19 protein-coding genes and 2 tRNA genes are annotated in these 24,167 nt (G+C 65.3%); 1 reads left to right on the top strand and 20 read right to left on the bottom strand.

Features of this window, described 5'->3' with window-relative positions; genetic code table 11:
* Positions 1-106: 106 nt before the first annotated feature.
* Complete coding sequence (locus ACQG3P_RS13250) at positions 107-1,183, top strand: serine hydrolase domain-containing protein (protein ID WP_426805311.1); 1,077 nt, start codon at positions 107-109, stop codon at positions 1,181-1,183.
* Here the strand turns inward: ACQG3P_RS13250 and ACQG3P_RS13245 are convergent.
* The 20 genes from ACQG3P_RS13245 to ACQG3P_RS13150 all read right to left on the bottom strand — a co-directional run bounded on the left by ACQG3P_RS13245 (position 1,152) and on the right by ACQG3P_RS13150 (position 24,166).
* On the bottom strand, positions 1,152-2,807 hold the full coding sequence (locus ACQG3P_RS13245; RefSeq protein WP_426805310.1) for a winged helix-turn-helix domain-containing protein: 1,656 nt from the start codon (positions 2,805-2,807) through the stop codon (positions 1,152-1,154). The genes ACQG3P_RS13250 and ACQG3P_RS13245 overlap by 32 nt on opposite strands.
* A gap of 261 nt (positions 2,808-3,068) precedes the next feature.
* Complete coding sequence (locus ACQG3P_RS13240) at positions 3,069-4,241, bottom strand: glycoside hydrolase family 18 protein (RefSeq protein ID WP_426805309.1); 1,173 nt, start codon at positions 4,239-4,241, stop codon at positions 3,069-3,071.
* A gap of 209 nt (positions 4,242-4,450) precedes the next feature.
* A complete protein-coding gene (gene pnp, locus ACQG3P_RS13235; protein WP_426805308.1) occupies positions 4,451-6,559 on the bottom strand; it encodes a polyribonucleotide nucleotidyltransferase in 2,109 nt (702 codons plus the stop codon).
* A 150-nt stretch (positions 6,560-6,709) separates the two neighbouring features.
* Positions 6,710-6,970, bottom strand: a complete 261-nt coding sequence (rpsO, locus tag ACQG3P_RS13230; RefSeq protein WP_068853379.1) for a 30S ribosomal protein S15 — start codon at positions 6,968-6,970, stop codon at positions 6,710-6,712.
* A gap of 162 nt (positions 6,971-7,132) precedes the next feature.
* Positions 7,133-8,041 (bottom strand): tRNA pseudouridine(55) synthase TruB, encoded by a 909-nt coding sequence (gene truB, locus ACQG3P_RS13225; protein WP_426805307.1) that lies wholly within the window; start codon positions 8,039-8,041, stop codon positions 7,133-7,135.
* A gap of 75 nt (positions 8,042-8,116) precedes the next feature.
* Positions 8,117-8,524: a 30S ribosome-binding factor RbfA gene (rbfA, locus tag ACQG3P_RS13220; protein WP_068853383.1), complete on the bottom strand. Its 408-nt coding sequence runs from the start codon at positions 8,522-8,524 to the stop codon at positions 8,117-8,119.
* 127 nt (positions 8,525-8,651) lie between these two features.
* Positions 8,652-11,288: a translation initiation factor IF-2 gene (gene infB, locus ACQG3P_RS13215; RefSeq protein ID WP_426805306.1), complete on the bottom strand. Its 2,637-nt coding sequence runs from the start codon at positions 11,286-11,288 to the stop codon at positions 8,652-8,654.
* Between the two features lie 95 nt (positions 11,289-11,383).
* A complete protein-coding gene (nusA, locus tag ACQG3P_RS13210; RefSeq protein ID WP_068853387.1) occupies positions 11,384-12,895 on the bottom strand; it encodes a transcription termination factor NusA in 1,512 nt (503 codons plus the stop codon).
* A gap of 7 nt (positions 12,896-12,902) precedes the next feature.
* A complete protein-coding gene (gene rimP, locus ACQG3P_RS13205) occupies positions 12,903-13,493 on the bottom strand; it encodes a ribosome maturation factor RimP (RefSeq protein WP_176472586.1) in 591 nt (196 codons plus the stop codon).
* A gap of 431 nt (positions 13,494-13,924) precedes the next feature.
* Positions 13,925-14,001: transfer RNA gene (locus ACQG3P_RS13200), tRNA-Met, on the bottom strand.
* A gap of 31 nt (positions 14,002-14,032) precedes the next feature.
* Complete coding sequence (locus tag ACQG3P_RS13195; RefSeq protein ID WP_426805305.1) at positions 14,033-14,920, bottom strand: RHS repeat-associated core domain-containing protein; 888 nt, start codon at positions 14,918-14,920, stop codon at positions 14,033-14,035.
* Between the two features lie 112 nt (positions 14,921-15,032).
* Complete coding sequence (locus ACQG3P_RS13190; protein ID WP_426805304.1) at positions 15,033-15,911, bottom strand: RHS repeat-associated core domain-containing protein; 879 nt, start codon at positions 15,909-15,911, stop codon at positions 15,033-15,035.
* An 11-nt stretch (positions 15,912-15,922) separates the two neighbouring features.
* A complete protein-coding gene (locus tag ACQG3P_RS13185) occupies positions 15,923-16,717 on the bottom strand; it encodes an RHS repeat-associated core domain-containing protein (protein WP_426805303.1) in 795 nt (264 codons plus the stop codon).
* Between the two features lie 71 nt (positions 16,718-16,788).
* Positions 16,789-17,598: an RHS repeat-associated core domain-containing protein gene (locus ACQG3P_RS13180; RefSeq protein WP_426805302.1), complete on the bottom strand. Its 810-nt coding sequence runs from the start codon at positions 17,596-17,598 to the stop codon at positions 16,789-16,791.
* Between the two features lie 195 nt (positions 17,599-17,793).
* Positions 17,794-17,870 (bottom strand) — tRNA-Met (locus ACQG3P_RS13175).
* Between the two features lie 108 nt (positions 17,871-17,978).
* Positions 17,979-19,439, bottom strand: a complete 1,461-nt coding sequence (gene nuoN / locus ACQG3P_RS13170) for an NADH-quinone oxidoreductase subunit NuoN (protein ID WP_184126535.1) — start codon at positions 19,437-19,439, stop codon at positions 17,979-17,981.
* Positions 19,440-19,454: 15 nt separating this feature from the next.
* The gene (locus tag ACQG3P_RS13165; RefSeq protein ID WP_426805301.1) at positions 19,455-20,963 is read right to left on the bottom strand and encodes an NADH-quinone oxidoreductase subunit M; all 1,509 of its coding nucleotides are present in this window, start codon (positions 20,961-20,963) and stop codon (positions 19,455-19,457) included.
* 23 nt (positions 20,964-20,986) lie between these two features.
* Positions 20,987-23,197: an NADH-quinone oxidoreductase subunit L gene (gene nuoL / locus ACQG3P_RS13160; protein WP_426805300.1), complete on the bottom strand. Its 2,211-nt coding sequence runs from the start codon at positions 23,195-23,197 to the stop codon at positions 20,987-20,989.
* A 7-nt stretch (positions 23,198-23,204) separates the two neighbouring features.
* Positions 23,205-23,510 (bottom strand): NADH-quinone oxidoreductase subunit NuoK, encoded by a 306-nt coding sequence (nuoK, locus tag ACQG3P_RS13155; RefSeq protein WP_068853402.1) that lies wholly within the window; start codon positions 23,508-23,510, stop codon positions 23,205-23,207.
* Entirely contained in the window at positions 23,507-24,166 is a 660-nt protein-coding gene (locus ACQG3P_RS13150) for an NADH-quinone oxidoreductase subunit J (RefSeq protein WP_176472628.1), read from the bottom strand. The genes nuoK and ACQG3P_RS13150 overlap by 4 nt, the downstream gene beginning before the upstream one ends.
* Between the last annotated feature and the right edge of the window lies 1 nt (position 24,167).

The following is a 24,167-nucleotide window of genomic DNA, read 5'->3' as shown; positions in this document are numbered from 1 at the left end:
TCGCCAGATGCAGGCCGGGTGCCGCTTTCAGAATTCTTCAGGCGTTCTTCCAGCACTTCAGACGCGGTGCTGGCGTAGTGGCACCTCACTTCCGAGGAGCGCCACCATGCCCCACCCCGCCCGTCGTTTCGCCGCACTGGTCCTGTCCATCACCGCTTGCCTGCCCATCGCGGCTCAGGCCGCCTCGCCGCGCCTCGACCCTGTTCCGCTCGCCGCGCTGGAGGCGGCCATTGCCAGCGACGAGATCAAACAGGTCACCAGCGTGCTGTTGCTGGTCGATGGCACGGTGGCCTACGAACATTATTTCAACGGCGCCGATGCGCAGACGCTCAACGACGTGCGCTCGGCCAGCAAGAGCGTGACCGCCTTGCTGGTGGGTGCGGCCATCGGCGACGGGCACCTGGCGGGCGTGCAGGCGCGTGTCTACGACTACTTCCCGGAGTTCACCGCGCAGCACCCGGTCGACCCCCGCCTGCGCGGCACCACGGTCCAAGACCTGCTCACCATGAGCAGCCTGTGGGAATGCGATGACCAGAATCAATTTTCCGCCGGCAACGAAGAGCGCATGTACGTGACCGAGCGCTGGCTGGACTTCGCGCTGGCGCTGCCGGTCAAGGGCTTCGCGCCCTGGATGAGCCGGCCGGAGGACAGCCCGCACGGCCGCGCGCACGCCTACTGCACGGCCGATTCGTTCGTGCTGGGCGCGGTGCTGGAACGGGCCACGAGGCTGCCGCTGGCCGACTACGCCGCGCAGGCGCTCGAACGCCCGCTGGGCATCACCCGCAGTCACTGGAACCGTTCCCCCGAAGGCATCGGCATGGGCGGCGGCGGCACCCGCTACCGCACCCGTGATCTGGCCCGGCTGGGCGAGCTGGTGCTGGCCGGGGGACGCTGGCAGGGCAAACAGCTGGTGCCTGCTGACTACATCGCGGCAATGATCCGCCCGCAGGCGCAGACCGACGACGGCAGCGACTACGGTTACCAGTGGTGGGGCCTGAAGCTGCCGGTGGACGGGAAGGAAACCACGGTATGGGCGATGTCGGGCAACGGCGGCAACTATGTGTTCGTGATGCCGGAGAAGAAGCTGGTCGCGGTGGTGACCAGCAAGGCCTACAACCGCAGCTACGCCCATCCCCAGTCGCGCCGCGTGCTTACCGGGTTCCTGCTGCCGGCGTTGCGCTGAGGCCCTTCAGGTCATCGGGGCGCCAGGACGCTACCAGTACCTGCGCCCGCTGCGCGGCCACGTCCGCTTCTATCCGGGCCAGCAGGCGCTCCCAACCGGGCGCCTGCCGCAGTGGGGCGAACAGCGGGGTGACGCGCAGCCACGCGGCGTCGCGGAAGCCGGCATCCACCGCGCGGTGCAGGTCGGCGATGGCCGCGCCTGCATCACCCTGCGCCTGGTGCAGCAGGGCCCGTTCCACGGCCGCGTCCGACCAGCCGTCGTCAGCCTGCGCGGTCACCTCGCGCAGGCGCGCGGCAATCCATTCCGGGGACGGCGTGCCACTCCCCTGCTGCAGGCCGGCCAGGGTCTTTCCCAGCGACTGCAGCGGGCGCAGCAGGCGTGCCTGCTGGAAGGCCTCTGCCGCACCTTGCCGGTCGCCACCCATCAACAGCAGTTCGCCGTGCAGGCGCAGCAGCTGTGGATGCGGGGTGCCGCGCGCGAGCGCCTGGTCCAGCGCCTGCAGCGCCTTGTCCTGCTCGCCCATGTTCATCAGCGCACGCGGCCATGCAATGTTGCTGAAGACATTGTCCGGGTACAGCTGGAAGTTGCGCGCATGACGGCGCGCGGCGGCGTCGGTGAAGCCAAGCAGTTCCAGTTCGCGGGCGACCTGCACGTCGCGGAAGCGGATCCGCTCGGGCGCGCGCAGCGCGAGGTTGGCCTTCAGCGCCTGCGCCAGGTGGCCCTGCTCCTGCCGCAGGTAGGCCAGCGAGGCGCGGGTGCGCTCATCGTCGGGATCGCGCAGCAGCGCCTGCTCGTAATCGGCAATCGCCTGCGGCATCGCGCCAAGGCAATCATGCGCGTACCCGCGCAGCGCATGCGAGGCTGCGTCGTCAGGGGCCGCCTGCAACACCTGCCCGGCCAGCTGCAATGCCTCCTGCGCGTTCCCCGGCCTGCCGTTGAACAGGCAGGCATCGGCGGCCAATGCTCGCGCCAGGCCACGCCGTGCGGCGCTGGAATCCGGGTCGATCTGCAACGCCTGGCGGTACAGGGTGATCGCACGCTCGTTGTTGCTGGCCTGGCCGATGCCGGCGTAATACGCGGCGCGTTGCAGCACCGGGTCTGCGGGTGAGTGCGCCGCGTTGTCCGGCCGCTGGACGATGACGGCGATGATGCCGCCGGCAGCAGCCACGCCCGCCGCCAGCCAAGCCCATCGCGCGTGCAGCCTCCGTTGCGGCCCCCCCGGCGCCGCCGCAGTTGCGGCAGTTGCGGCAGTTGCGGCGGTCACGGCAGCCGCCGCGTATGGCTCTACCGGCGCTGGTGGCGCCATCGGTACGCACGTCTGGGGCGGCGCGCATAACTGGTAGCCCCGGCCACGTACCGAGCGCACGTAGCGCGGCCGGCGGCTGTCATCGCCCAATGCCTGCCGCAGCAGCTTCACCCGCTGGCTGATGGCATCTTCACCCACCACGGCCGGCGCCCAGACCTGCCGTGCCAGCGTATCGAAGTCGACCACATTGGTGCCGTGCTCCAACAGGCAGTCCAGCAGGCGCCAGCTGAGGCCGCTGACCGGCAGCACCGCATCACCGCGCCGCACCTGCTGCAAGGCGCGGTCGATGTGCAGGTCCAGCAGCTGAACGCTCGTCATGCCGGCAAGCATAGTGCAGGCTCGGCCCGGACGTTACACCCGATCACCGGGGAGCAATCCAGCGGTAGGGTCGGTTCCCGAACGACCGCCGATAGGGATGATCGGCAGGGCGACGAATGACCAACGAACGGAGAAATCCGGAAACGCGCGACTCCGTTTGAAGGTCATGCGTCAATCGAGCAATCTCCGCTATCGGCAGTCGTTTGGGAACCGACCCTACCTGCTATCCCCCATCGGCATGCTTTCAGCGTGTAGCCGGCTTCACTTGAACGGTGCAGCCATGGCCTTCAGCAGGCTGGCCTGGTCGTCATCACCCGTCAGCTCCCAAGTGAAAACGCCGCGCAGCTTCTGGTCCCTGGCGTAGTCCGCGCGCAGGCGAATCGAGTCCGTGTCTTCGTAGCTGATGAACACCTTGTCGGCGGCGTTGTACAGCCACGGCGTCTGCGCCACCGGGTGCCAGTGCCGCTGCCAGCCGGGCTTGTCGAGGAATTCCTGCTTGATGCGGCGCCAGTCACCGGCATCGAACGGGGCGCTGTAGGGCTGGTACAGGCCATCGGCAGATTCGGTGGTCACCTTGAAGCCGCGCCCGTAGAACGGCACGCCCAGCACCAGCTTGTCGTTGGGCACGCCATGCTGGCGGTAATACTCCACCGCGCCTTCCACGCTGTTCCAGCGGCGCTGCTCCGGTGCGAGCGGGTCCTGCGGCACTTCGCGCAGCGGCGCGTTGAAGGTGGACACCTTGGAGAAGCCCGTGCCCATGTCGTAGCTCATCAGGTTGATGAAATCGAGCGCCTGGCCCAGTTCCTTCAACTCGTAACTGAGCGCCGGGTCGTAAGGACCGTCGGTCTGCACGCGGCCGGCCGGCAGTGCGGCGGTGAGCAGCCTGTGCGGGCCGCGGCCGCCGTCGAGCGCGTCCAGCTGCTTGCGGAACTCCTGCACCAGCAGGGTCATGTTGTGGCGGTCTTCAGGACGGTCGGTGATCTCCAGCGGGCCACCGGAGACCGGGAATTCCCAGTCGATATCCACACCGTCGAAACTGCCGCGCTGTTGCTCGAAGAACATCGCCACGCACGAACGCACGAAACGTTCGCGGCTCTGTGCCGTGAGCGCGGCATCGGAGAAGCCGCCGGCGTTCCAGCCGCCGATGGAGATCATGGTGTGCAGCTGCGGGTGTTTGCGCTTGAGCGCAGCAAGTGCCTTGAAGTGCGCTGCAGCGCCGTCGTCCACCACGCACTTGCCGTCGTCGATGCGCGCGAACGCGTAGAACAGATGGGTCAGCGTATCGGCGGGAATGGACGCCACTGGATAGCGCTCGGCCGAACCGCCCGGATAGTAGGCCCCGATCACCGCGTTCGAGGCCGGTGCGGCAAGGCTCGCGATGGGCAGCGCGAGCGCGATGGCGGCGCCCAGCAGGGAAGTAGACAGAGGGGACATGGCGACTCCGTGGATCACGATGGGCCAACGTTATCAAGGCGCGCACGGTCTTGGTTGGATGTCCTGCGAATCTGTCCGGCGGACATCTTCTGGCGCCGCTAATGGGAAACGTATTGACTTGCGACAGGCAAAAAAAACGGGCCCGAAGGCCCGTTTTTTTTCAGGGGGTGACGACCAACGGTCGTCACCTACCTTGGTGTTGCGGTCGATTACTCGGCCGAGGCGCCTTCGCCTTCCTCGACGGCCTTCATCGACAGGCGGATACGGCCCTGCTTGTCGACTTCCAGCACCTTGACCTTGACCACGTCGCCTTCCTTCAGCTTGTCGCCGACCTTCTCGACGCGCTCGCTGGAGATCTGCGAGACGTGGACCAGGCCGTCCTTGCCCGGCAGGATGGTGACGAACGCGCCGAAGTCCATGATCTTGGCGACCTTGCCTTCGTAGATGCGGCCCGGCTCGACGTCCGAGGTGATCTGCTCGATGCGGGCCTTGGCAGCCTGCGCAGCGATGGCATTGACCGAGGCGATGACGATGGTGCCGTCGTCCTGGATGTCGATCTGGGTGCCGGTTTCCTTGGTGATGGCCTGGATGGTGGAACCACCCTTGCCGATCACTTCGCGGATCTTGTCCGGGTGGATCTTGATGGTCAGCAGGCGCGGCGCGTAGTCCGACAGCTCCTGGCGCGGAGCGGTCAGGCCGTGGGCCATTTCACCCAGGATGTGCAGACGGCCGGCCTTGGCCTGCTGCAGTGCCTGCTTCATGATTTCTTCGGTGATGCCTTCGATCTTGATGTCCATCTGCAGGGCGGAGATGCCCTCAGCGGTACCGGCCACCTTGAAGTCCATGTCGCCCAGGTGATCTTCGTCACCCAGGATGTCGGACAGGACGACGAAGCGCTCGCCTTCCTTGACCAGGCCCATGGCGATACCGGCAACCGGCGACTTCACCGGCACGCCGGCGTCCATCAGGGCCAGCGAGGAACCGCAGACCGAGGCCATCGACGAGGAACCGTTCGACTCGGTGATTTCCGAGACGACGCGGATGGTGTACGGGAAGGCTTCCAGCGACGGCATCACTGCCAGCACGCCGCGCTTGGCGAGGCGGCCGTGGCCGATTTCGCGACGCTTCGGGCCCATCATGCGGCCGGTCTCACCCACCGAGTACGGGGGGAAGTTGTAATGGAACAGGAAGTTGTCCTTGTACTCACCGGACACGGCGTCGATCACCTGGCCGTCGCGGGCGGTACCCAGCGTGATGGTCACGATGGCCTGGGTCTCACCACGGGTGAACAGCGAGGAGCCGTGCACGCGCGGCAGGATGCCGGTCTTGACGGCGATCGGGCGGACGGTGTCCAGCGCGCGACCGTCGATGCGGACCTTGGTGTCGAGCACCGAGTTGCGCATGGTGCTGTATTCCAGCTCGCCGAATTCCTTCGACAGCTCGGCCGGGTTCCAGCCTTCAGCGGCCACGCGGCCTGCCAGCGACTCGAGCACGTCCTTCTTGATCGCCGAGATGGCGTCACGGCGCTGCAGCTTGTCGCGCACCTGGAAGGCTTCGCCCAGGCGCGGGCCGATGGCTTCCTGCAGGGCGCTGATCAGCACGTCGTTCTTGGCCGGGGCGACCCAGGTCGACGGCTTGGTGCCGGCTTCCACGGTCAGCTCGTTGATGGCGTTGATGACCTTCTGCATTTCGCGGTGACCGAAGGTCACGGCGCCCAGCATCACGTCTTCGGAAAGCAGCGCGGCTTCGGATTCAACCATCAGCACGGCGTTGGCGGTACCGGCCACAACCAGTTCCAGCTCCGAATCCTTCAGTTCGGTCACGGTCGGGTTGAGGATGTACTCACCGTTCTTGTAACCCACCTTGGCAGCGGCGATCGGACCCTTGAACGGGGTGCCGGCCAGCGACAGTGCAGCCGAGGCGCCGATCAGCGCGGCGATGTCGCCGTCGATGTCCGGGTTCAGCGACATGACCGTGGCGATGATCTGCACTTCGTTCTTGTAGTCTTCCGGGAACAGCGGACGGATCGGACGATCGATCAGGCGCGAGATCAGCGTTTCCTTTTCGGTCGCACGGCCTTCGCGCTTGAAGAAGCCACCCGGGATACGGCCACCGGCGTAGAACTTCTCCTGGTAATCACAGGTCAGCGGGAAGAAGTCCTGGCCCTCACGCGCGCTCTTGGCAGCCACGGCGGAGACCAGCAGCACGGTGTCGTCGAACTTGACGATGACGGCGCCACCGGCCTGACGGGCGATTTCGCCGGTTTCAAGCGTGACGGTGTGCTTGCCGTACTGGAAGGTTTTGGTGATTTTTGCCACGGGGGATGTCCTTGGGGAAATGCTGTCTTCGAATGGACCGCGGGCGACCCTTGCCGCCGACGGGTGACCGGAAGTCCGGTCCTGGCGTTTGATGCGGTACTACCAAAACAAAACCGCGGCGCATTCCTGCGCCGCGGTCGGGATTCTTGCTTAGCGACGCAGGCCGAGCTTTTCGATCAGGGCCTTGTAACGAACGGCGTCTTTCTTCTTCAGGTAGTCCAGCAGGCTGCGGCGGCGGTTGACCATCTGCAGCAGACCGCGACGGCTGTGGTGATCCTTCTTGTGGGTCTTGAAGTGGCCGGTCAGCAGTTCGATGCGGGCGGTGAGCAGGGCAACCTGGACTTCCGGGGAGCCGGTATCGGCCGAGCTGCGCTTGTTGTCTTCAATGACCTTCTGGGTGTCGATCGACATATCTGTTTTCTCTTGGATGCGTGGCCCGCAGAAACGCCCCATTGGCGTACCGCGCGACTCGCCGTTAACGAAAGGATGAACCCGCAGACGCGGGAAAGCCTGAAAAGGCCGCGAAATTGTAACGGTCGCGGCCTCCCGGGACAAGCGCCGGGTGGGTCCGGGTCAGAGGTTGAAGCGGCGCTGGGGGGACAGCCGGCCGGTCGGGTCGACCTCGCCAAGCCCCTGGATCCGGTCCTCCGGGCCATACACGGCCACGGTACCGGGCGGCCAGGCCGGATCGCGCAGGCGCTGGCCCACGCAGAAGCGCGGCGCCTGTTCAGCATCCAGATCGACCCGAGGATAGTCGGCCAAGCCGGCCGCCAACGGCAGCAGCAATGCCTCCATGGCAGGCTCGTCGCCCTGCTCCGCCAAGGCGCGCAGGGTGTCCAGGCTGACCATGGGGGCGTCGCGGAACGGGTCCACCCAGAGCCGGCGCAGGCCGGCAATGTGCGCACCACAGCCCAGCGCTTCGCCCAGGTCGCGGGCCAGGCTGCGGATGTAGGTGCCTGAACCGCAGGTCACGCGCAGCGACAGCCGGGTCGGCTGCTGGTCCAGGATCTCGATGGCATTGACCTCCACATCGCGTTCGGGCGCGTCGATGGTCTCGCCCCGGCGGGCCTTCAGGTACAGCGGTTCGCCCCCCTGCTTGAGCGCCGAAAAAATCGGGGCGCGCTGACGTATCCGGCCCTTCAGGGGGGCCAGGGCCACTTCAAGCTGGTCGCGGCTGATAGCCGGTACCGCCCGCTCCAGCAGCACGCTGCCGTCGGCATCGTCAGTATCGGTGGTCTGGCCCAGCACGATGTCGGCGTCATAGGCCTTGGCCGCGCCCAGCAGCAGGCCGGCGATCTTGGTGGCTTCACCGAAGCACAGCGGCAACAGGCCGGTGGCCAGCGGGTCCAGGCTGCCGGTGTGGCCGCCCTTCTCGGCGCGGAACAGGCGGCGGGCCACCTGCAGCGCGGCGTTGGAGCTCATGCCGGTGGGCTTGTCGAGCAGGAGGATGCCGTCCAGGCGACGGAAGGTGATTCGGGTCATGGTGTTTCGCCGGGATTGGTCGTGCAGGCACGCAGGGCGGGCCATACAGGACAACAGCCCTTGCGGGCTGTTGGTTTATTCGGGTTTGTCTTCGCCGTCGTCGCCGTCTTTGGCGTTGCGGCTCTTTTCGGCCGCGAGCGTGTCGGGCAGGTCGCGCAGGAGGTTGTCGATGTGCTCGCCACGGTCGACCGAATCGTCGTAGTGGAAGTGCAGCTCCGGCACGTGGCGCAGCTTCATGGCCTTGGCCAGGTCCATGCGCAGCTCCCAGGCCAGCTCCTTGAGCCCCTTCATCGCTTCGGCCGAACGTTCCGGCATCAAAGCGGTGACGAAGATCTTGGCATGGGCCATGTCACGGGTGACTTCGACGTCGGAAACGCTCACCGAGGGCAAGCCGTGTACACGCACGAGGTTATGCACGAGCGTACCCAGCTCACGGCGGATCTGGGCGGAAACACGGTCGGTTCGATGGAAGGTTTTCGGCACGGGGAACTCTTCAATATTCGGATGGGCGGGTCACGACCAACGGTCGTGACCTACCGGTGGGACCGGGACCAGGCGGACGGGTCCCGAGACCTGGTAGGGCCCGACCGTTGGTCGGGCCGCTTCCACATTACAGGGTGCGCGGCACTTCGATACGCTCGAAGCACTCGATCTGGTCGCCCGGCTTCACATCGTTGTAAGCCTTCACGCCGATACCGCATTCGGTACCGTTGCGGACTTCGTCGACGTTTTCCTTGAAGCGGCGCAGCGATTCCAGCTCGCCTTCGAACACCACCACGCTGTCGCGCAGGACGCGGATCGGCTTGCTGCGCTTGACCGTGCCTTCGATGACCATGCAGCCGGCCACGGCACCGAACTTGGAGCTGCGGAACACGTCGCGCACCTGGGCGATACCGATGATCTCTTCGCGGATTTCCACGCCGAGCAGGCCGGATGCCACCTGCTTCACCTGATCGATCACGTCATAGATGATCGAGAAGTAACGCAGGTCCACGCCGTTGGATTCAATGATGCGACGGGCCGAAGCATCCGCACGCACGTTGAAGCCGATGACAGTGGCCTTGGAGGCCACGGCCGAGTTGGCGTCGGATTCGGTGATGCCGCCCACGCCGGAGTGGATCACGTTGATGCGGATGTCGTCGTTGGACAGCGCGACCAGTGCCTGGCTCAGCGCCTGCACCGAACCCTGCACATCGGCCTTGATCACCAGGTTCAGCACCTGCTGGCCATCGCCCTTGCCCAGGGTTGCCATGATGTCTTCCATGCGGCTGCCGGCCGACTGCACCAGGCGCGATTCACGGCGCTTGGTTTCGCGCTGCTGCGCGACGTCCTTGGCCAGGCGCTCGTCCTCGACCACCACGAAGTCATCGCCCGCATCCGGCACGCCGGACAGACCCAGCACCTGCACCGGGATGGACGGGCCGGCCTGGTCGGGCTGCTTGCCGGTCTCGTCGAACAGTGCGCGCACGCGGCCGTACTGGATACCGCACACCAGGTAGTCGCCCTTCTTCAGCGAACCCTGCTGCACCAGCACGGTGGCGATCGGGCCACGGCCCTTGTCCAGCGAGGACTCGATGACCACGCCGCTGGCGCGGCCTTCGGCCACGGCCTTCAGTTCCAGCAGTTCGGCCTGGATCGAGATGGCGTCCAGCAGTTCGTCGATGCCCATGCCAGCCTTGGCCGAGATCTCCACCATCTGGATGTCGCCACCGAAGTCTTCGGCCACGACCTGCTCGGTGAGCAGTTCGTTCTTGACCCGCATCGGGTCCGCGCCGGACTTGTCCATCTTGTTGATCGCCACGATCAGCGGCACACCTGCCGAGCGGGCGTGCTGGATCGCTTCCTTGGTCTGCGGCATGACGCCGTCGTCAGCAGCCACCACCAGCACCACGATGTCGGTCAGCTTGGCACCGCGGGCACGCATCGAGGTAAACGCGGCGTGGCCCGGGGTATCCAGGAAGCTGATGACGCCCTTGGGCGTTTCAACGTGGTACGCACCGATGTGCTGGGTGATGCCGCCGGCTTCGCCGGTGGCTACCTTGGTGCGGCGGATGTAATCCAGCAGCGAGGTCTTGCCGTGGTCGACGTGGCCCATGATGGTGACCACCGGCGGACGCGCAACGGCTTCGCCCTGCTCGCCCTCGTTCAACGCCAGCAGCGCGTCTTCGGCGTCGTTGGTGTTGGCACGGATCACGTTGTGGCCGAGTTCTTCGGTCACCAGCGCGGCGGTGTCGTGGTCGATGGTCTGGGTGATGGTGGCCATCACGCCCATCTTGAACAGCGCCTTGACCACATCGCCGCCCTTGACGGCCAGCTTCTGGGCCAGGTCGGCCACGGTGATGGTGTCGCCAATGGTGACGTCACGCACGATCGGTGCGACCGGACGTTCGAAACCATGGGCACCACCGCCACTGCGCGACTGGTTGCTGTCACGGCGGCCGCCGTGCTGGGTGCGACCGGTCGGGCGACCGCGCGAGTTGCTGTTGTTGCCACGGCGCGCGCGATCGGCGGCCGACAGGTGCAGCTGACCGGCAAAGCGGTTGCCACCATCGTCGTCGCGCTTGGCGCCCGGGCGGTTGTTGTTGTTCGAGTTGCGGTCGTCCGCACGTGCAGCCGGACGTGCCGGTGCAGGCGCAGACGGACGCGCGGCACGGGCCGGCGCTTCGCTGGCGGCCGGGCGCGGCGCCGCTACCGGTGCCGGCGGGGCGTTCTTCGCCGCTTCCGCAGCGGCTTCGGCAGCCTTGCGCTCGGCTTCGGCGCGTTCCTTGGCGTCGATCTCTTCCTGGCGCTTGCGTGCGATTTCCTCATCGCGCGCACGGTCCTTCTCGGCCAGTGCACGCTGCTCGTCCAGATTGCGCTGGCGGGATTCCTCCAGCTTGCGCAGGATGTCGGCGCGCTCCTCATCCGGCGTCATCGCCTTGCCACTGGCGTCCTTGGTGTAGGTGCGCTTCTGGCGCACTTCAACATTGACGGTGGTCTTGCTGCGGCCGGCGCTGACGGTCACTTCCTGCAACTTGCGACGGTTGAGGGTGATCTTCTTTGCAGCTTCGTCGGCACTTTCGACGGGCTGCTCGGTCTTGCCATGCGAACGACGAAGGAAGCCCAGGAGCTTCACCTTCTCGGTGCTGGTCACGACCTGGTCGGGACCGCTGAACTTCATGCCGGCCTCGGCAAGCTGTTCAAGCAGTTTTTCGACCGGCGTATTGACCAGTTCGGCAAGCTTGCGGATGGTGGTTTGCTGCGACATTCGGATCCTATGATCTGGTTGGCGCTCCTCCGAAACGGGCGAAGGCAGCGCGGAGTCTAAGCCCTGATCGGGTCAGGGCACTGTTCATCGCTGGCTCATTCGCCGCGCTCCAGGCGGGCGATCTCCTCGGCTCGGGCGGCAAGGATCAGGGCGGCGGCGCGCTCCTGGTCCATGTCCTCGATACCGAACTCGAGGATCTCATCGGCGGCCAGGTCCGACAGGTCCTCACTCGTACGCACACCGTGGCCGGCCAGGGCGTAGGCGGTTGCCTCGTCCATGCCTTCCAGGGCGAGCAGGTCTTCGGACGGCGAACCATCTTCCAGACCCTCTTCCACCGCAAGCGCTTCGTTGAGCAGCGCATCGCGGGCACGGGCACGCAGCTCTTCGACGATGTCTTCGTCGAAGCCTTCCACGGCCAGCAGTTCGCCGACCGGGACGTAGGCGATTTCTTCCACGGTGTTGAAGCCTTCGGTCACCAGGATGGCGGCGATTTCTTCATCCACTTCCAGCTTGTCCATGAACAGCTGGCGGGCAACGCCCTGCTCTGCCTCGGACTTGGCGGTCACCTGGTCCTGGGTCATCACATTGAGCTGCCAACCGGTCAGGCGGCTGGCCAGGCGCACGTTCTGGCCGCCCTTGCCGATCGCCTGGGCCAGGCGCTCTTCAGCGACGGCCAGGTCCATGGAGTGCTTGTCTTCATCGACGATGATGGACTGCACTTCCGCCGGCGCCATCGCATTGATGACGAAGTTGGCGGGGTTGTCGTTCCACAGCACGATATCCACGCGCTCGCCATTGAGCTCGTTGGACACCGCCTGCACGCGCGAACCGCGCATGCCGATGCAGGCGCCGATCGGATCGGTACGCGCATCGTGGGCGAGCACGGCGATCTTGGCGCGGTCGCCCGGATCGCGGGCACAGGCCTTGATCTCGACCAGGCCCTGGCCCACTTCCGGCACTTCGAGCTTGAACAGCTCGATCATGAATTCCGGGGCGGCGCGGCTGATGAACAGCTGCGGGCCACGCGGTTCCGAACGGACTTCGGCCAGGTAACCGCGCACGCGGTCGCCAGCGCGCAGCACGTCGCGCGGAATGCCCTTGTCCTTCGGGATGAAGGCCTCGGCGTTGCCGCCCAGGTCCACGTAGATGTTGCCGCGCTCGGCACGCTTGACCACGCCGGTGACCAGCTCGCCCACGCGGTCCTTCCACGCATCGACCACCTGCTGGCGTTCGGCTTCGCGCACGCGCTGGACGATCACCTGCTTGGCCGCCTGCGCCGCGATGCGGCCGAAGTCCGGGTTTTCGATCTGCTCTTCGATGTAATCGCCCACTTCCACGCCTTCGGCTTCGTCGATGGCATCCATCAGACGAACCTGGCGGTCGGGCGATTCCATCACCACGTCATCGGCCACCACTTCCCAGCGGCGGAAGGTTTCGTAGGTGCCGTCCTTGTGGTCGATCGACACGCGCGCCAGCACTTCCTCATCGGGATAGCGCTTCTTCGCGGCCGACGCCAGTGCTGCTTCGATCGCATCGAAGATCACTTCACGCGGAACGCCTTTTTCATTGGCGACCGCGTCCACTACCAGCAAAAGTTCCTTGCTCATTGTTGGCTCACTCCGCGCGCGGCTTCTTGGCCGCCGGCTCGTTGGATGGTTTCTTGTTCGCCTTGCCACCCTGCTTGGGTGCCGGGCCAGTCGGTTTGGTCGGAGCCAGGCCGAGGGCGGCCCAGTCCGGCATGATGCGTGCCTTCTCGATATTCTCGACGTCGGCGGTAAACGGGGAATTGTCGACCTTGAAGGTGACGGTCTTCTGCTCGGCATCGACGCCGAGGATTTCGCCCTGCAGGCGACGACGGCCGTCCTGCGGCAGCTTCAGGGTGACCTTGGCCGACTCGCCCACCGCACGTTCGAAATGGTCGAAGGTGAACAGCGGACGATCCACGCCGGGCGAGGACACTTCCAGCGTGTAGTTGGCGGTGATCGGGTCTTCCACGTCCAGCTGGGCCGACACTTCGCGGCTCACGCGTTCGCAGTCGTCGATGTTGACGACACGCTCGGGCTGTTCTGCCAGCGGCACGTCGATATAGAGGCGCAGCGTTGCGCCGCCCGGGGCGGTCAGGTACTCCACACCCAGCAGCTCGAGACCCAGCGACTGAACGGTGGGGGCGAGCAGATTCGCGATTTCGGTTGCCTTGTCGCTCACAGTCTGCCTTGGTTCGTTGAAAGAGGTGCTGCCCCGGCGCACGGCCTGGGGCCCGGAAACAACAAAGGGCCCGCTGGGCCCCTTGTCCGGTACGACTCCGGTCATGCTGGATTCCGGTTGCAGATCACGCGCGGTGCGTGAAGCTGCGAGCCCAGCCTTCCGGGGGGTCACGACTACCTGAGGGGAAGTCGCACGGCCCGGAAGCCGGTCGCGGGACGGTCCGCATTCCAGGGAATGGGTCCAGTCAGGTAGTCCGCTAAGCCGTGGATGATAGCGGTTGCACCGCGCTGGTGCAACGGGCGCGGGCGCCAGATGGCCGGATCCGTCCCTGCATTCAGCTTCGTTGACGCCGTTGCCCGCCCCAACGAAAAAAGCGACCCCGTTGCCAGGATCGCCTTTTCGTCTACTGCATCTGCACTGCAGATTTTCTGTGGTAGCGGGGGCAGGATTTGAACCTGCGACCTTCGGGTTATGAGCCCGACGAGCTGCCAGACTGCTCCACCCCGCAGCAGAAGCGGAATTGTAAAGCAGCTTTCTGGTTATCGCAACCCTCGAGGCAGTCGAGGATCATCCGGGGGAGCCGCTCTTCGTGTGTGCGCGTTGTGCCGCGGCTGCCATACCTGTCGATGAAGGTCCGTATTACGGATCGCGGTAATCGATCTCTGCGGCTCCGGCTGCGGACGGAAAACCACCCTGTGGTATTTGCCCGTTGGCTTGCCGGTGAAACTACTGACGAAGACGGGCCCGCGATACGCCGTCACCTTCTGCCCCGTCGCATCGGCCAGCACTTGGCCCTGGGAAACGGGTCCGTCGGCCGACCTGCAGGACACCAGGTGGATCGGCCTGTTCCCCATGCCCTTTTTATTCACCAGCGCCGCGAGCCGGGTGCCGTCCAGGTTTTCCGCCCCCACCCGTGATGAATTTTCCCAACCATGCACATCCACGACGTTCTGGTTGCGCCCCGCCCGGAAGCGCACCTCCCCCAGTTTCAGAGGCGGCGATTGTCGCGCGAAGATGCGGCGCATCCCCGCCACCATCCCTGCGCCGACCAAGAGCCCGCCGGCAATGACGCCGAACAGCGCCGCGCTTTCTTTGTCGCCTTCCACTCCCTTGTAGATTGCCAGTCCGCCCATGGTCGCCGCGCCGAGTCCCATCAAGGTGGCCAGTGGCAACAGGTATTGCCCGCTCGGATCGACACGATTGACCGGGTCGCCTTCGCAATAGGCGTAACAGTTCATTCCCCCCCTGCCGAACGGACTGACATGGTCGGGGCTGTGAAAGCGCATCAGCATCGGGTTGTAGATGCGATAGCCATTGCCCAGGAATTGCCAGCCAACACCCGGCTCATGCAGCTGGCCGTTGTAGCCAAGCCAGCTACAGGGATAGCAGCGGCTGGCGCGTGGCGCAGAGGTGGAAACCGACGACATGACGCCCCCTTCAAGGCGCAGTTCGCGCCAGGCCTGTGTCCCCCGACGCGCAGATGATTGGCCCGGCACAATTAAAGAGCGGTGATGAAGGCTCGCCACGACGATTGCACCCTTAGCGCGACCGCACCGCCTGCGCCGCACGGGCAAGCACACGCATGCCCCGACCGACTGGATGCAGCGCGGTGTTGAGCACCGAGGTGACGGTCCTGGCGACGCCGGTCTGCGGACGGAACACGGTGGATATGTGGTCGTCGGGACCCGCATTGGAGTTCCGTGCCTGCATTCCATGGGTGCGCCCCCTGTATCCCCTGACCGGAACGTTGAGTTTGTTGGCCAACCGCTGCGCCTGAGACGCATAGCGTCCGCCGACGGCGGAGTAGCAGGACAGCATGTTGATCGGTTTGAAGCGATAGCCTGGGCCCACCGCCGTGCTCACCTGCCGGCCCAGCGCGTGCCCGCTCACCGCACCCGTGGAGCCGGTGGCGAAGGGAAGCCCATGGGCGACCAGCTCATCGCCGCGCGCTCCCGAAGCAAAGCGCAACTCGCCGATGCGCACGGTCCGGCCGGGCTGCACAGCCGGCACCGGTGGCGTGGCTGGGGGCACGCCGACTGCGGTCACGCGCGAGGACGCCCGCAGCATGTGCATTCCTCCTGCCGCCGCCACGCCCACGCCCAGCGCAACGGCGGCCAGGATACCGGCCGTGGTGCCCTCCCCCTTCGTCCCGGCCGCGGCCGAGCCCACCAGGGCCCCAGCGCCCGCCAACACGGCTGCGCCCACCACGAGCTGTGCGAAATGACCGCTGGGGTCGGCCAGGTTGATGGGATCGCCGCCGAACGCGGCATAGGCATTGAGGCCCCCTTCTGCAAACGGACTCAGGCTGTCCGGGCGATGGAACCGCCTCAAAACGGGACTGTACACGCGATACCCGTTCCCCAGGATCTGCCAGTGCGTACCGGCGCCATGCAGCTCACCGTGAAAGCCAAGCGACATGGCCGCATCCCTCACCGCAAGCCCGACATGCGCTGCATCACGCCCGCCCGGGTTCTCCGGTTCAGCGCGGTATTGCGGATGGCCGTGTTGACCCGTGCAAGTCCGGTCTGGGGACGGAACACCCTGGCGTGGTACACGCCCATGGGCCTGTGGGTGAACGCATTGCCTGCGACCGGGCCCACGAAGCCGATGACCGGCTGCCCCAGGCCATCGGCCACCACCTGCGCCTGCGACGCCGGCCCGGTCCCCGAGTTGCACGACAGATAGATCAGCGGCTTGTCGCCCAGCCCCTTCGACCTGAGAAACGCGGTCATCTCGGTACCGTCCATGGGCGTGTTGCCGACCAGGGACCCGTTGGAACTTCCATGGACGTCGAGCCAGTCCTTGTTCTTTCCGCGGTGGATGCGCACCTCTCCCAGGCGCGAGCTCGATTGCCTGCGGACCATGGCGCGAGCGCCGAGCGCCGCCAGCGCCGCGACAGCAAAGGCGCCTCCCAGCACGGCCAGGAACTTTGCACTTTTGCTGTCGCCGGTGATGGCAACTGCACCGGACGCGCCGAACAACGCCACCGCGCCACCTCCGAGTAACGTCGCGATCGGCATCAGGAAGTGGCCGGTGGGATCGGCATGGTTGATCGGATCGCCAGCGCAATAGCTATAGGCGTTGATCCCACCACGGTCGAAGGGGCTGCTGTCGTCGGGGCTGTGGAAGCGCCCCAGCCGCGGGTTGTAGATCCGGTAGCCATTGCCCAGAAACTGCCAGCACCTGCCCGGCTCGTGCAACACGCCGTTGTAGCCGAGTCGCACGCGCACTGCCGGCAGGGCATGACTGGCCTGCCGGCGGCTGAGGCCTGCAAGGCGAATGGCACACGGCACCGTCATACAGGGTAAATCGGCTTCGCCTGTTCCCACCGTGCCGACCCTTGGCGGATGTTCGCCTCACGCGCCCGCAGCGGCACCCGTTGCCGATCACGTGTGCGCATGGCAGATGGCGACGGCGGTGGCGGTGGCGGCGGCAGGTCCGACGAAACGAAGGCACGACGTCGAGGCTGCGCGCGCTGGATCGCGACGTTCGCCGGGGGGCTCGACGGCGCCACCCGGCTGGACAACCCTGGCGAGCCCAACCGCGCCGGCGCCGAGAGCCGTCTGTCCACGGCCGGTGCCGTCGGGGTCGGCGGTGTGATGGGGGGCGCCGACGCCGTGAGTGGTGTGGGCACGGGTGTGGTCGCCGGCGCGCCGACCGGGGTCGCCGCAGCAGGCTTGCGCTTGACCCAGGCGTGATGACCCAGCTTGAGGCTCATTCCGGCGAACATGACCGCTGCGGTAATCGACAGTGCCCGCTGGGTATCGTTCTTTGACGCCGCTGCAAGGCCGACAGCGGAAAGCGCCCCCGCTGTTGCGGCGACGACCAGGGCGACCAGCGGTGTCCTCAACCTGAAGCCAAGAAGATTGGCGGCGAACACGTTGAGCGACCAATGGCCACTGGGGTCCACCTGGTTGATCGGATCGAGCTGGCAATAGCCGTAGGCGTTGAGGCCACCCTTTCCGAATGGGCTCATGTCGTCGGGACTGTGGAAGCGCATCAGCACCGGGTTGTAGACGCGGTACCCGTTACCGAGGATCTGCCAGGACCCTGCGGCCTCATGCAATACCCCGTTATAGCCCAGCGCGGACGTAGATAAGGACACGATTCCCCCCGGCCGACTGGCCGACTTATACGTGTGTCCCCCGACAAGCCCACGAAATACGCCCACCGCAATTAAAAGGGCGTGTAGAGCGGGGCCCTGCCCCGCCGCCCCTGCCCTGCACCACCCAACAAAAAAGCGACCCCGTTGCCGGGATCGCTTTTTCGTCCACTGCCGCCGGCATGCACCGGGGCTATTTGGTAGCGGGGGCAGGATTTGAACCTGCGACCTTCGGGTTATGAGCCCGACGAGCTGCCAGACTGCTCCACCCCGCAGCAGAAGTGGTTGAGTTGATCCGTACCGCAACGATGTTCTGGCGAAACCGCTGCATCAACAACTCAGGAAACGAATATTACACTAATTGCGCAGCTTTGTATCGTTTTTCAGGCGAGATGCGCAAAAGCCTGCTGGCACCACACCATGATCGGGTTCCAGGCCAGGCCGAGCGCCAGCAGCGCCAGGGCATTCACGCCCAGCACCACGCCCAGCACGCGGTCGTTGTTGGCCGGCAGCGGCTCGCCCACCGGCTCATCGAAGTACATGACCTTGATGACGCGCAGGTAGTAGAAGCAACCGATCACCGCACAGATCACGCCCAGGATGGCCAGCCACAGCATGCCGCCGTTGATGGCCGCGCCCAGCACCGCCAGCTTGGTCCAGAAGCCCAGGAACGGCGGGATGCCGGCCATGGACGCCATGATGCACAGGACCAGGCCCGCCATCCACGGGTTGCGGGCGTTGAGGCCCTTCAGGTCGTCGATCTTCTCGGCTTCGAAGCCGTTGCGCGACAGCGCGATGATCGCGCCGAAACCGGCGGTGGACATGATCGCGTAGCTCAGGGCGTAGAACAGCGCCGCCGCATAGCCACGCTCGCCGCCACCGGCAATGCCGAGCAGCAGGAAGCCGATGTGCGACACGGTCGAGTACGCCAGCATGCGCTTGAGGTTGCTCTGCGCGATCGCCATCAGGTTGCCGATTACCAGCGACAGCGCGGCCAGGCCACCAATGAGGTACTTCCATTCGTCCGACAGCGGGCCCACGCCCACTTCCAGCAGGCGGTAGGCCATGCCGAACGCGGCCAGCTTCGGGGCCGAGCTGATGAACAGCGCAACCGGTGCCGGGGCACCCTGGTACACGTCGGGCAGCCACATGTGGAACGGTGCCGCACCGAGCTTGAAGGCCACGCCGGCGATCATGAACACCGCGCCGGTCAGCAGCAGCATCTTCTCGTCGGAGTTCGGGATGGCCGCGTTGATGGCATCCAGGTGCAGCGAACCGGTGGCGCCGTAGACCAGCGACATGCCGTACAGCAGCAGGCCCGAGGCCAGCGAACCCAGCACGATGTACTTCATCGCCGCTTCGGTGGCCAGGCCGTTGTCACGGTTGCTGGCGACCAGCGCATAGGAGCACAGCGCCAGCAGTTCCAGGCCCAGGTACACCATCAGCAGGCTGCCGGCCGAGACCAGAATCATCATGCCGGAGGTGGCGAACAGGATCAGTACCGGGATTTCGCCCTGGAACAGATCACGTTCGCGCAGGTAGCTCCAGCCATAGACCAGGGTCAGGCCGCTGCAGAGCACGATCACGGCCTTCATGACATCGGCCGCGGTATCGCGGACGAACATGCCGTGGAAGACCTCGCCCTGCCCGCCCACGCCGGTGGCGAGCATGAACAGCACGACCGCCAGTGCAGCGACCGAGAACAGGTGGGTCCAGATCTTGTTCTGCTTGCTGATGAACAGATCGAGGATCAACAGGGTGAACGCGCTGCCGATCAGCACCAGCTCCGGAGCGAGCGGCGGCAGGTCAGCGGCGGTCAGTGGCAACAGCGGCGAGGTGGTCATCATCAAATCCTGGAATTACAGCAACTTGCTGGATGCGATCTGCATCGCCAGCTTCGCGATCGAGGGTTCCATCAGGTCGGTCAGCGGCTTGGGATACAGACCCAGCGCCAGCGTACCCACGGCGAACACACCCAACACCAGCCATTCACGGCCGTTGATGTCCTTCAGTTCGGCCACATGCGCATTGGCCACTTCACCGAAGAACACGCGCTTGTACAGCCACAGCGTGTAGGCAGCGGTGATGACCAGCGTGGTTGCGGCGGCCAGGGCCAGCCACGGATTACGCTGGAAGCTGGCCATGATGATCATGAACTCGCCCACGAAACCGCTGGTGCCCGGCAGGCCGGCATTGGCCATGAAGAACAGCATGGCGAAGGTGGCGAACCACGGCATCACGTTGACCACGCCGCCGTAATCGGCGATGCGGCGGCTGTGCATGCGGTCGTACAGCACGCCCACGCAGGAGAACATCGCGCCGGACACGAAGCCGTGCGAGACCATCTGCACCATCGCGCCCTGCAGGCCCAGGCGGGCTGCATCGGCGTTGCCGGCATCACGCACCAGCCACAGGGCAATGAAGGTGCCCAGGGTGACAAAGCCCATGTGCGCGATCGACGAATAGGCGATCAGCTTCTTCATGTCGTCCTGGACCAGGGCGACCAGGCCGACGTAGATCACCGCGATCAGCGACAGCGCGATCACCAGCCATGCCCATTCCTGCGAGGCATCCGGCACGATCGGCAGGTTGAAGCGCAGGAAGCCGTAGCCACCGATCTTCAGGGCGATGGCGGCCAGGATCACCGAACCGGCGGTCGGCGCTTCCACGTGGGCGTCCGGCAGCCAGGTGTGGACCGGGAACATCGGCACCTTGACCGCGAAGGCGATCAGGAAGGCGAAGAAGATCCAGGTCTGCTCCTGGGCCGACAGCTGCAGCTGGTACAGGTCGGCCAGCTGGAAGCTGCCGCCCTTCAGGTACAGGTAGATCAGCGCCACCAGCATCAGCACCGAGCCGAGGAAGGTGTACAGGAAGAACTTCAGCGCGGCGTAGATGCGGCGCGGGCCGCCCCAGACACCGATGATCAGGAACATCGGGATCAGCATCGCTTCGAAGAACACGTAGAACAGCATCGCGTCGGTCGCAGCGAAGATGCCCACGGTGACGCCTTCCAGGATCAGGAAGGCGGCCACGTACTGGTTGACCCGCTTGTCGATGGCGCTCCAGGCACCGATCAGCGCCAGCACCGAGACCAGGGTGGTCAGCAGGATCAGCGCGATGGCGATGCCATCCACGCCCAGGTTGTAGCCGATGTCGTAGGCCGGGATCCAGGCGCGGGTCTCGACGAACTGCAGTGCGTCGTTGGCCACGTCGTAGCCGCCGAGCAGCGACAGGCTGATCACGAAGGTCAGCACCGCCACGCCCAGCGACGCCCAACGGGCGGTCTGCGCATCACGGATGGCAAGGATCAAGGCACCGCCGAGGATCGGCAGCCAGATGAGAACACTGAGTAGAGGCCAGTTCGACACGTCTTCTTATTCCGTACAGGTCATCAACGCAGGTAATGCATCAGGACGCCCAGGAGGGCAATCAGGCCGATGATCATCGCGAAGGCGTAGTGATAGAGGAAACCGGATTGGGTGCGACGCAGCAGGTTGGCCGCCAGATCGATCAGGCGTGCCGAACCGTTGACCACCACACCATCGACGATGTTCGTGTCGATCGCGCGCGAAACCTTGCCCAGCTTGATGCCGCCACCGGCGAAACCGCCGATCCAGAGCTTGTCGAACCCGTACTTGTTCTCCAGCACCGACACCAGCGGCGCAAAGGTCTTGCGCGACTTCGTGGCCAGTTCCGGCTTCCACAGGTAGAAAAGGGCCGCCAGCAGGAAGCCTGCCACGGTCAGGAAGAAGGCCGGAGCCATCATGCCGTGCAGGGCGAACGCCACCGGACCATGGAACTCTTCAGCCAGGGCACCAATGGTGTTGCGTGCCGGGTCGTAGAAATCGACCACGCCGGTGAAGAACGAATGCACCTGGCCCGGGATGCCGTGCTCGGCATGGTGACCGGCCCAGTCGGTGCCGTACAGCATCGGACCGATGCTGAAGAAACCGATGAAGATGGACGGGATCGCCAGCAGGATCAGCGGCAGCGTTACCACCCACGGGGTTTCGTGCGGCTCATGCGGACCGTGGCCATGGCCGTGGTCGTCATGGTGCGCGTCACCGTGGTGGGCGTCGGCATGATGGGCGTCTGCATGCGCATCAGCGGCATGGTGATCGTCATGGCCATGGCCACGATCATCATGCGCATCGCGGAAGCGTTCCTTGCCATGGAAGGTCAGGAACAGCAGGCGGAAGCTGTAGAAGCTGGTGACGATCACGCCACCCAGCACGGCCCAGTAGCCATAGGTCGCCACCCAGCTCGACGACACGTGCGCGTGGTGCTGCGCGGCCTCGATGATGGTGTCCTTGGAGTAGAAGCCGGAGAAGAACGGCGTACCGACCAGGGCCAGGGTGCCGATCCACATGGTGATGAAGGTGATCGGCATGTACTTGCGCAGGCCGCCCATCTTGCGCATGTCCTGCTCGTGGTGCATGGCGATGATCACCGAGCCCGCGCCGAGGAACAGCAGCGCCTTGAAGAAGGCGTGGGTCATCAGGTGGAACACGGCCGCCGAATAGGCCGACACGCCCAGCGCCACGGTCATGTAGCCCAGCTGGGACAGCGTGGAGTACGCGACCACGCGCTTGATGTCGTTCTGCACGATGCCGATGAGGCCGGTGAAGAACGCGGTGGTGGCACCGATGAACAGCACGAAGTTCAGCGCGGTCTGCGACAGCTCGAACAGCGGCGACATGCGGGTGACCATGAAGATGCCCGCGGTGACCATCGTCGCGGCGTGGATCAGCGCCGAGATCGGGGTCGGGCCTTCCATCGAGTCCGGCAGCCACACGTGCAGCGGAACCTGGGCCGACTTGCCCATGGCGCCGATGAACAGGCAGATGCAGATGATGGTGGCGGTCGCCCAGATGACCGGTGCCTCGGTGATCTGGAGGGAGCTGCCAAACAGGGTGATCGCACCGGACCACACCTGGACGTGCGAGTACTGGCTGTTGACCAGCATGTCCGAGGCATTGGCGAACACGGTGGCGTAGTCCAGCGAACCGAACACCCACAGCACGCCGGCAATACCCAGGATGAAGCCGAAGTCACCCACGCGGTTGACCAGGAACGCCTTCATGTTGGCGAAGATCGCGGTCGGGCGCTTGAACCAGAAGCCGATCAGCAGGTACGACACCAGGCCCACCGCTTCCCAGCCGAAGAACAGCTGCAGGAAGTTGTTGCTCATCACCAGGGTGAGCATCGAGAAGGTGAACAGCGAGATGTAGCTGAAGAAGCGCTGGTAACCCGGGTCATCCTGCATGTACCCGATGGTGTACACGTGGACCAGGAAGGACACGAAGGTGACCACGACCATCATCATCGCGGTCAGCTTGTCGATCATGAAACCGACATGCGCCGAATACTGGCCGACCTCGAAGAAGGTGTAGACGTTCTGGTTGAACGGCTGCGCGCCGCCCCACAGCAGCTGGTAGAACACGTAGCTGGACAGCACGCAGCTGACCGCGACACCCAGGATGGTGACGGTCTGCGCGCCGATGCGCCCTACCTGACGACCGAACAGGCCAGCGATGATGCTGCCGACCAGTGGTGCAAGCACCACGGCGATCAACAGACTCTTGGAGAGAGTAATTTCCATCTACGGATCAGCCCTTCAGCGAATCGACTTCGCCGACATTGATGGTGCGGCGGGTACGGAACAGGGTTACCAGGATCGCGAGGCCGATCGCGGCCTCGGCCGCGGCCACGGTGAGGATGAAGAACACGAACAGCTGCCCGGCCGTGTCACCCATTTCGCGCGAGAACCCGACGAAGTTGATGTTCACCGACAGCAGCATCAGTTCGATGGACATCAACAGCACGATGATGTTCTTGCGGTTGAGGAAGATGCCGGCGAGGCTGATGCAGAACAGCAGCGCGCCGAGTGCCAGGATATGACCGAGGGTGATCACGGGGCAGCCTCCTCGTTGCTGGACGGCTTGGTGTTGGTGTGGACCACCGGGGTTTCCGACGCCATCTTGACCACGCGCAGGCGGTCGCGGCCCTTGACCATGGTCTGCTCGGTCGGGTTCTGGGTCTTCAGGCCCGTGCGGCGACGCAGGGTCAGCATCACGGCGGCGACCACGGCCACGGTCAGGATGACGGCGGCGAACTCGAACGGCAGCAGGTATTCGGTGAACAGGCTGCGCGCCAGCCAGGTGATGTTGGAGCTGTCGGCAGCCAGCGCGGCGGCGTTGTCGGCCGGCAGCGGGTTGACCGCCCTGCCCTTCACGCCGATCAGGATCAGCATCTGCACCAGCATGGTGACCGCGACCACCAGGCCGAGCGGCAGGTAGCGGACCCAGCCTTCGCGCAGGTTGGAGGCGTCGATGTCGAGCATCATCACCACGAACAGGAACAGCACCATCACCGCGCCGACGTAGACCAGCACCAGCGCCACGCCGAGGAATTCAGCCCCGACCAGGATCCAGATGCAGGCCACGGAGAAGAAGGTCAGGATCAGGCACAGCACGGCGTAGACCGGATTGCGCACGCTGATCACCGCCGCAGCGGAAATGCCCGCCACGATGGAGAAGACCCAGAAGAAGATATTTACCCAATCCATCATT

It is taken from the genome of Stenotrophomonas sp. SrG, from assembly GCF_050031795.1.
GTDB lineage: Bacteria > Pseudomonadota > Gammaproteobacteria > Xanthomonadales > Xanthomonadaceae > Stenotrophomonas > Stenotrophomonas rhizophila_A.
Note: the sequence above shows the minus strand (reverse complement) of the source record. Positions and strands in the feature narration are given on the sequence as shown.